This is a genomic window from Candidatus Buchananbacteria bacterium CG10_big_fil_rev_8_21_14_0_10_42_9 (assembly GCA_002773845.1).
GTDB lineage: Bacteria > Patescibacteriota > Patescibacteriia > Buchananbacterales > 21-14-0-10-42-9 > 21-14-0-10-42-9.
The window spans coordinates 1-8,538 of the sequence record PEZZ01000037.1 but is presented as its reverse complement, the minus strand read 5'-3'; the positions used below and the strand labels follow the sequence as shown (position 1 = coordinate 8,538).

Below are 8,538 nucleotides of genomic sequence, written 5' to 3'. Positions count from 1 at the left end.
CCTCTTTAGACACGGCTGGATGTCCTTTGGGCATAATGTTTTTTCCTTTCTGTATCCATTATACTTCATAGACTGAGTTTACAAATTTTGGGGTACCTGCCAAGTCGTCTCCACAGGTGGAGAAACTCGGCAAGCGTCTCGCAGCTGAGGGCGCTGAGCACGGGTCCACTCGCCGGGTGACGATTCCCAACGTCGATCTGGTTGCGGCAGGACCGCGACCGCAAGAAAAGGGCGCGTTGCTCGAAGAGCCGCGCTTCTGCTCATCCCCAGTGGCTCTGAGCAAGGTCATTACCCCCGGGGACGGCAACCCGATGCCGTACTACGGGGAGATGGTGATCGAAGAAGAGTTGTGGGCACTCCTCGAGCCTCACGCAGGTAAGCGGGTGACCATCGTGAACGCGATCACCACATGCAACGGCTCCTGGACTATGGGGGCCGATGAGAAGACGAAGGTTCGCCGCTGCCGGCGGATCAAGCGACACGCCGAGAGGGCGCGACAGCAGCTGGCCGCTGTATAGGCCTGCAAAACCACAATCGGCAAAACACAGTAAATCAGGAGGGCTGAGTGCGAGCTTCACCTCGAGGACGCATTCAGAGAGGCACGGCCTTCGGGTTCGTGCCTTCTCCTTTTTATGTAGGGACAGCATTTAATGCTGTCCTAATTTAAAACAATCTGTTAAAATAGAGGGCGAAACGGCGCAATTAATTTAAGCGCTGTTTTATGATTTTTAAAAACAGAAAAAACCCTAGGCTGCAATATTATGATTATTCTTCTGAAGGCGGTTACTTTGTGACAATATGCACCCAAAATAGATTCTGTACCTTGGGTAAAATAGAGAATGGAATATTCGTGGACAACGACACTGCCAGGGTTGTTTTGGAATGTTGGCTTGATTTGCCTAACCATTATTTAAATTGCGTTCTAGGTGAATTTATCATTATGCCTAACCGCGTACATGGAATTATTTTTATTACCAACAACCGGACAGATTTAAAATCTGTCCCTACATCTTTATCTGAAATGATACGTGCATTCAAAGCATTTTCTACGCGTAAAATAAATAAACTATCAAATACACCTGGTAAACAATTTTGGCAATCGCGGTATTATGACCGGATTATTAGAAACGAAAAAGAATTAGATAAAATTCGTGAGTATATAGTTAATAATCCGTTACAATGGGAATTGGACAAAAATAACCCCAAAAATTTTAGACAAATTTAATACACAATGGACAGATTTGAAATCTGTCCCTACCATTGATTAGACACAAAATGTTGTGTCCTTACATTTTTTTGAAACGGTTGAGCAATTCGGTTTGCTCTTTTTTTGTAAGTTGAAAGTTTTTTGAAAATTGGTTTTGGCGAGTCAGCTCATACATACAAATTGCCGCGGTGACTGATAAATTCAAGCTTTGAACCATGCCAAACATCGGGATAATAATTTGTCGATGGGACAATTTAATCGCGGCGTCTGATAAACCGCGGTGCTCATTACCAAACATTAAAGCGGTTTTATAACTTTTGAATTTAGCCTGAAATAAATTTTCAGAACTGTCATTTAAAGTCGAGGCCACAATTTCATACTTTTTTCGCTTCAAATCCGCGATACATTTTTTAGTAGATGAATAAATTTTAAAATCTAACCATTTATTCGCCGAAGCGGATGATACTTTTCCAACACGCCTAGGGTTGAATTTTTTTTCTTTCTCAAAAATTAAATAAACCTGCTGAAATCCAAACGCGTCACAAGTGCGAAATACCGCCGCGGCGTTATGCGGATCGTGGATATCTTCTAATACAATAATGCCGGGATGGCGGTTGGTAATTACGCTGGCTATTCTTTTTTTTCGTTTTTCAGTCGCCACGCAAATGTATCTTTTTAGCAATTAAGGGAAAAATCAGTCCACCCATTAATCCTCCGGCTACACCCGAGATGATAGCCACAATGGCGCTTTCGGTTGAGTAAAGGAAGGCTTCATTAAAATAATTTGAAGCGAAACCGTATAAAAGACAAGAATATAACAAACCAGCGATACCGCCGCGTAAAATTGATGGTAATCGTTTGCTTAAATCGATAGTTAATGCAACTAGCAACAATGAATAAACTGTTAAAAAGGCGGGAGGGTTATTGTGGGTAACGCTTACAGTAACAGTTTCGCTAATGGTATCAGTTCTTTCATGCCCATGCGCCTGAGCGCTGGGAACTAGTATTAGGTTAGTAAATTCAATTACTGTAACTACGATATAAAAAGCCACAACGCGAATTGACGGAAATAACGTTTTAAACCAGTCTTTGGCAGTAAGTAAAATAATCACTAGGACGAAAACAAAAAAACCGGCCCCCCAAAAACCTAAAACATGCCATGGTCCAAATGGGTCCAGAGGCCAAAGTAGAAATTTAAATGCCACTAAAAGCACAGCCCAGCAAACGGGGGCAATTACCTGCCTGTGGTTTCTTCTTAATATCTTATTAATAATTTGTAACTGAATTATCACTCCGGTTATTATTAATAAAGTTATTAGTATATGTGGCGGGCTCCAAATAATCCAAATTTTTTCAGTTGTTTCAATGCCGAAAAACCAATGCCAAGTTAAATCAAACAAACCAGAAACTGGCGTGAGAAGCATAAACAAAGCTAATTGAAAAAGTTTTTTTTCTTTATAAATTAGCCAACCGTAAGCCGAGAGTAAAAAAATTAACAGCAAAGAAGCGTATGCCAAATTATGCTGAAGAGAAAAAAAGTTTTCATCTACGCCGTACGTTCCGTGTTTCCACATGTCCCAGTAAATAGCTAAAGCAAAACTATAAAAAGCTAATGAATTTATGACGGTGATATGTTTTAATTTCAACTTCATTATTCAGTTACAATTTGTCCGAACGTTTGAACGGCAATGTCTTTAGTGTCCGCGTTAATACTTTGAATTGTAGTTGTGACACTTGCATCTACCTCTCCGGAGATGCGAGTAAAAATTACAGTTGAGCTTGCTGAGGCTTCAGGCGAAGAAAATGAAATACCGGCCGGCAAATAAATAGTTTCAGACGCGGTACCAGCGCCGTAATCAGTGTCAGTATAAAAAATTTCATAATAATCAGTGCCTGCCACATTTTCAAAATGTACGCCCCAAGTTTTATTATCAGTTCCCGCCAGGGACGATTGTCTAGCCCGCCGCAAGTCTAATTGAATCTTTCTCGCGGCTTCTTCCAAATTAGAAGAAAAAACTAATCCGCCAAAAGTGGTGACCGCCAAAACAGTAATTAACATAACAATGGTAATCACGATTAAAATTTCAAGTAAAGTTAAACCAAGCTTTGAGTGAATGCTCATACGGTTATTGCTATGAAGCATATTTAGTACTATTATACACTATATTGATTAATTTCGTAGGCATTGTGTATGGCGAAAAAAGTTTTAATAATAGAAGACAACCAGCGTCTAATTCGTATTTATGGCCGAATTTTTGAAAAGTACGGCTATCAAATTATTTTTGCGCCTGACGGTAACGAAGGCTTAGCCAAAATGGCTAGTGATTCACCTGACGTTATTTTGTTAGATCTAATGTTGCCGGGCAAAGATGGCTTTTCGATTTTAGAACAAAAAAAGAATAACTCAACTTTGGCCAAAATTCCGGTGGTGGTTTTATCAAATTTGGGTCAAGAGGGCGATAAAACTAAAGCTTATGATTTAGGGGCGAATGATTATTTGGTGAAATCGGAAGCTAGTATTAATCAAATTGTAGATGTGGTTAAAAAGTATCTCGGTTAATTTATCCACACGATAACATCTTTTAATTGATAGGCCATTGCGTTTATGGTATAATATATAAGTTCTATGAATCAAATAAAAAATATCGTTTTATGATAAAAAATAAAATAAAAGAATCACTACTAAAACTTAAGTTGAGTAAACTACAATCCGAGGGGCAAAATACCTGCGAAGACGTCGGTTTTACTTTGCTTGAGTTACTGATAGTAATTTCTATTATTGCTATTTTATCAACAATTCTAATTATTGCATTAAACCCTGCTGAAACGTTAAAGAAAGCTCGTGACGTCCAACGCCTAGCAGATTTAGCAGCAGTTAAAACTGCTATTTCAATTTATATTACAAACGCCACTTCAACAATCTATTTATCCGGAGATGAGACTAGTACTCATTGCCAAACAACTTCAGGTACATACGCATCAGGCGACAGAGTTTATTATAGTGTTTCTCAAGCCGGCACAAGTATTACTGATACGACCATTGATGGCGGTACTTCGTTACAACCGGCGCCAATTCAAGTTGCCACGGTCGCTGAAATTGGTGAAATTGACGGTTCTGGCTGGGTGCCAGTTAATTTAAACCGGATTACTGGCGGGTCACCAATTTCTGCGTTTCCGGCCGACCCAACTAACACCATCTCAACCGCGGGCGCTGTTACCACTTCCGATTTAACTTATCGTTATGCTTGCCAGAGCACACTCAACACTTTTGAAATTGATGCTCGCCTTGAGAGTCAAGCCTTTACTTCTGACGACAACAAACACACAACCGATGGCGGCAACAATTCAAATGTTTACGAATCCGGTACGGACTTAACAATTATTGGCACTGGTTCAGATTTTTAAACTACGGCATTGTGAAAATTCTATTAGTTTTGTAACTGATAGAATTTTTAGTTTGTAATATGCTTCAATTCTTAACCAACTCTTTATTACTCGTTGAAGTACCAAAAATAGCTTTTGTGGTTATTTTAGTGATTACCTCTAAGCATTACTTTGCTGATTCACAACCTAGTTTAAAAAAATTATTTTACGGGCTAATAATTTTTTACATTGCTTACGGTGCCACACTAACCGCATTGCAATATTGGGCTTGGTCTGGAGCCGGTCCAACACGATGGTTTTTAAATCAAGCCTTGGGAGAAAATGTCCCGCTGACATTTTTTTGGCGACTAAATCCAATCAAAGATAGCTCGTTTGGATATTTTGCTTTTTATACTTGGGGGCGCTTTTGGCTCAACATTTTAATTACCATCCTTGCCAGCCTTGCTTTTCAATTTTTATTAGCCGGACTGCGCCAATTTAATCGGCGTTGGCTAACAGCTAGTGACGTTTGGTTGGGGTCAATCGGATTGCTATTATCAGGCTATCCTGGTCTCATCGTTTTTTTTATATTAACTTTTGTCTTCGTTTTAATTTACGCTTTTATTCGCTTAATTTTATATAAAAAAGTTTACACCACGATTGGCATACCTATGATAATTGCGGCACTTATCAGCATATTATGGGGGGAAGAGCTAATTTTTAGTTTAAATTTAGGTGTATTTAATATATAATAAGGGTAGTATATTGACTTAAAAATCGCGTAACATGCACATAAGTAACGAAAAACTTAAATCAATGTTGTTAGATTCCGGGTTTGTGGATGAAACAAGCATAAATTCCGCTATTGACCAGGCCCAAAGAAGTAACGAGCCGGTAACTGAGGTCTTAACCGAGAGAGGTGACGTGCCAGAACAATACATGGTGGAGCTATTGACTCCATATTTTGGAGTAAACACGGTTGACTTAAATAATGTTTCTATTAGTCAAGAGGTATTGCACTTAATTCCAGAGTCGTACGCTCACGCTAAAAATGTAATTTTATTTGAAATTGATACCACCCAAAAAATTGCTAAGGTTGCCATGCTTGATCCAATTGATTTTGACACAATTGAATACTTACGGCAATTGCTTGATGCTTGGGTAGAACCGTACTTAACCACCCCTTCTGGTTTAAGGCGGGCGATGATTTTATATAAGCGAAAAATTAGCGAAGACTTCAAACAAAGCATCCAAGAAAATATCAAAAAATCTATCACCACAAGCGCTGAAGGCAATTTATCTAAGCTGGCCGACCAAGTGTCAATTGTCTCAATTATTGACAACATAATTGGACAGGCCGCGGCGATGGGAGCATCTGATATTCATTTTGAGCCGTTAGCTAACGAGATACTAATTCGCTACCGCGTGGACGGTATTTTACAAGAAGTGATTTCTCTGCCAAAACAAATCGCTCCCATTCTAGTAGCGCGTGTAAAGATTTTAGGCAGTTTGCAAATTGATGAACATAGCAAACCCCAAGACGGTCGTTTCCGGCAAGAGTTGCTAGACCAGCCAGTTGATATCCGGGTAAGTATCATACCTGTTTACTACGGCGAAAAAGTAGAGATGAGAATTTTAAGAGGCTCAACACAACGTTTCAGCTTAGAGGATTTAGGCTTGTCTGGCGCCGCGATGACGATAATTCAAGAAGAAATTAAAAAACCACACGGAATGATATTAGTAACGGGGCCGACTGGACATGGTAAAACTACCACGTTATATGCTTTTATTCATATTTTAAATACGCCGAAAGTCAACATCGTCACTATTGAAGATCCAATTGAATACGAGGTTTCGCGAATCAATCAAACTCAAGTCAATCCAAAGGCTGGGTTAACTTTTGCGAATGGTTTGAGGTCATTACTACGGCAAAACCCGGATATTATATTAGTTGGTGAAATCCGCGATGAGGAGACGGTTGATATTGCCACACATTCAGCCTTAACTGGACATTTAGTTTTGTCGTCTTTGCATACCAACGATGCCGCTTCAACTGTTCCGCGCTTAATTGACATGAAAGCGGCGCCGTTTTTACTGTCATCGACTTTAAATTTGATTGTAGCCCAACGTTTAGTCCGGCGAATATGCCGCGCTTGCGTGGCTTCATATAAAATTACTTCTGAAGAGGAAAGGCTAGTAACTGCCCAGTTATCCATTAATGAGTCAAGTGAGCGGCGAATTCAAATTCCTCAAACATTATATAAAGGCCAAGGCTGCGACAAATGCAACAAAGAGGGATTTCAAGGACAAATTGGAATATTTGAGTTGCTCAAAGTGTCTGAGGAAATCAGAAGGCTTATTGCCAAAAAAGCCCCCGCCGCGGAGATTAAAAAAACCGCCATCAGTCAAGGCATGATTACGCTATTTGAGGACGGTATTGCCAAAGTTGCCCAAGGCGTCACTACCATGGATGAGGTAATTAGAGTTGTTAGGGAATAATATGCCAAATTTTTATTTTGAAGCATCTGATACTCAAGGGATTGTCCACAAGGGGGAGCACCAGGCCCCGAGCAAGGATGTGGTAGCGCAGTATTTAAGGGATCGTAAATTGATACCTTTAGTTATTAAATCAACTGAAAAAAAGAACCGCCTTTCTTTTTTGCAAATCGGTATTGGTTCAAAAGTATCGCGGGTTCAAATTATTTTTCTGATTCGCGATTTATCAATCAGCCTCAAAAGTGGATTAAGCATTTTGGAGACTCTGGATATTTTAGCCTCAGACACCAAAAACCCGACACTTAAAAAAATATTAGTTGATGCTAAAAACAATTTAAGTAAAGGCCAGGATCTATCAGATACATTGGAGCAATACAGTAAATATTTTCCTCAAATATATATCGGCATGATTCGAGCTGGTGAAGCTTCTGGCAATTTAGGTGAAACTCTTTCGGACGCGGCAGTACATTTAAAAAAGGACTACGAGCTAACCAAGCGCATTAAAGCAGCCATGGTTTATCCTATGATTTTGGTGATTGCTAGCGTCGCTGTGATTGGCTTGCTTTTAATTTTTGTTTTGCCAAACTTAATTGAAACTTTCGAGAGGGGGAATATTGAACTCCCGGCGGTAACCAAGGTATTAATTAAGGTTAGCGCACTGCTAAGTTATAGCTATGCCGCTGATTTTGTAGTATTCATCATCTTTTTATATTTAATCACTTACTTCAGAAAAACCAAAATTGGTCAAACAATTTACGCTAAGCTATCAAATGTGATGCCCATGGTTAAAGAGTTAATGCGTAAAATTGCGATAGTTAAGTTTACCCGGGCCATGGGCTACTTATTGACGTCCGGTATGGGCATTACAAAGTCGTTAGAATTTGCCGCTGACTCTGTTGGCAGAGATGAGTATAAGAAAATAGTCCATCAATCATTGGAATCGATTAAAAAAGGCAATGCTTTGTCAGACACCTTGGATCAATATCCAAGCCAGTTCCCCAAATTACTAACAGGCATTATACGCGTTGGGGAGACTACCGGCAGTTTGGAAAATGTGTTTAAGCTATCTTCGGAATTTTATGAGGAAGAAGTTGATAGTTCACTTAAAACCTTGCTGTCTTATTTAGAGCCGGTGCTTTTGTTAATAATGGGGCTAGTCGTCGGCGGAGTGGCATTTGCTGTATTAATTCCAATTTACCAATTAGTCAGCGGTTTTTCATAGTATGATTAGGAAAATTATAGCCGACAATAAAGGGGTTTTGTTTTTAGAAATACTTGTCGTGGTTGCGATAGTGGCGGTAATAGTGACCTTAAGCGCCCAACTAATCGGCGTTAGTTTAGTCGCCAATGAAAAATCAGGCGAACGGGGTATCGCTTTAAGTTTGGCAAGTGAAGAATTTGATTATGTTAAAGCGCTATCAGCTGCCAATTGGCAATATATTTATGATTTAAACACCAAGGGCACATCCACA

Annotated in this window: 11 protein-coding genes; 8 read left to right on the top strand and 3 right to left on the bottom strand. The window is 39.7% G+C overall.

What is annotated here, in order from left to right:
* Window positions 1–116 precede the first annotated feature (116 nt).
* Both COT81_04830 and COT81_04825 read left to right on the top strand, forming a co-directional pair.
* Window positions 117–518, top strand: a complete 402-nt coding sequence (locus tag COT81_04830) for a hypothetical protein (GenBank protein ID PIS04755.1) — start codon at window positions 117–119, stop codon at window positions 516–518.
* 203 nt (window positions 519–721) lie between these two features.
* Window positions 722–1,225 (top strand): transposase, encoded by a 504-nt coding sequence (locus COT81_04825; protein ID PIS04754.1) that lies wholly within the window; start codon window positions 722–724, stop codon window positions 1,223–1,225.
* 61 nt (window positions 1,226–1,286) lie between these two features.
* Here the strand turns inward: COT81_04825 and COT81_04820 are convergent, their stop codons facing one another.
* From COT81_04820 to COT81_04810, 3 genes are read right to left on the bottom strand one after another with little or no spacing between them, the layout of a single operon-like run.
* Entirely contained in the window at window positions 1,287–1,889 is a 603-nt protein-coding gene (locus COT81_04820; GenBank protein ID PIS04753.1) for an RNA methyltransferase, read from the bottom strand.
* Window positions 1,858–2,859, bottom strand: a complete 1,002-nt coding sequence (locus tag COT81_04815; GenBank protein PIS04752.1) for a hypothetical protein — start codon at window positions 2,857–2,859, stop codon at window positions 1,858–1,860. Before COT81_04815 ends, COT81_04820 begins: the two co-directional genes overlap by 32 nt.
* The gene (locus COT81_04810; GenBank protein PIS04751.1) at window positions 2,859–3,329 is read right to left on the bottom strand and encodes a hypothetical protein; all 471 of its coding nucleotides are present in this window, start codon (window positions 3,327–3,329) and stop codon (window positions 2,859–2,861) included. Before COT81_04810 ends, COT81_04815 begins: the two co-directional genes overlap by 1 nt.
* Window positions 3,330–3,398: 69 nt before the next feature.
* On the opposite strand from COT81_04810, the gene COT81_04805 reads away from it, so the two are divergent.
* The 6 genes from COT81_04805 to COT81_04780 form a co-directional block, all read left to right on the top strand.
* On the top strand, window positions 3,399–3,767 hold the full coding sequence (locus tag COT81_04805) for a response regulator (protein ID PIS04750.1): 369 nt from the start codon (window positions 3,399–3,401) through the stop codon (window positions 3,765–3,767).
* 92 nt (window positions 3,768–3,859) lie between these two features.
* On the top strand, window positions 3,860–4,612 hold the full coding sequence (locus COT81_04800; GenBank protein ID PIS04749.1) for a hypothetical protein: 753 nt from the start codon (window positions 3,860–3,862) through the stop codon (window positions 4,610–4,612).
* Between the two features lie 59 nt (window positions 4,613–4,671).
* Window positions 4,672–5,322: a hypothetical protein gene (locus COT81_04795; GenBank protein ID PIS04748.1), complete on the top strand. Its 651-nt coding sequence runs from the start codon at window positions 4,672–4,674 to the stop codon at window positions 5,320–5,322.
* 34 nt (window positions 5,323–5,356) lie between these two features.
* Window positions 5,357–7,069, top strand: a complete 1,713-nt coding sequence (locus COT81_04790) for a hypothetical protein (protein ID PIS04747.1) — start codon at window positions 5,357–5,359, stop codon at window positions 7,067–7,069.
* Window position 7,070: 1 nt separating this feature from the next.
* Window positions 7,071–8,288 carry a hypothetical protein gene (locus COT81_04785; GenBank protein ID PIS04746.1) on the top strand — a complete coding sequence of 406 codons (1,218 nt, stop codon included), beginning with the start codon at window positions 7,071–7,073 and terminating at the stop codon, window positions 8,286–8,288.
* 1 nt (window position 8,289) lies between these two features.
* Window positions 8,290–8,538, top strand: a 249-nt coding sequence (locus COT81_04780; protein ID PIS04745.1) for a hypothetical protein, incomplete at its 3' end; no start/stop codon positions are given.

Coding starts and splice junctions, on each gene's coding strand:
- COT81_04825 (PIS04754.1), top strand. CDS start 722: ATGATTTTTAAAAACAGAAAAAACCCTAGGCTGCAATATTATGATTAT.
- COT81_04815 (PIS04752.1), bottom strand. CDS start 2,859: ATGAAGTTGAAATTAAAACATATCACCGTCATAAATTCATTAGCTTTT.
- COT81_04810 (PIS04751.1), bottom strand. CDS start 3,329: ATGAGCATTCACTCAAAGCTTGGTTTAACTTTACTTGAAATTTTAATC.
- COT81_04805 (PIS04750.1), top strand. CDS start 3,399: ATGGCGAAAAAAGTTTTAATAATAGAAGACAACCAGCGTCTAATTCGT.
- COT81_04800 (PIS04749.1), top strand. CDS start 3,860: ATGATAAAAAATAAAATAAAAGAATCACTACTAAAACTTAAGTTGAGT.
- COT81_04795 (PIS04748.1), top strand. CDS start 4,672: ATGCTTCAATTCTTAACCAACTCTTTATTACTCGTTGAAGTACCAAAA.
- COT81_04790 (PIS04747.1), top strand. CDS start 5,357: ATGCACATAAGTAACGAAAAACTTAAATCAATGTTGTTAGATTCCGGG.
- COT81_04785 (PIS04746.1), top strand. CDS start 7,071: ATGCCAAATTTTTATTTTGAAGCATCTGATACTCAAGGGATTGTCCAC.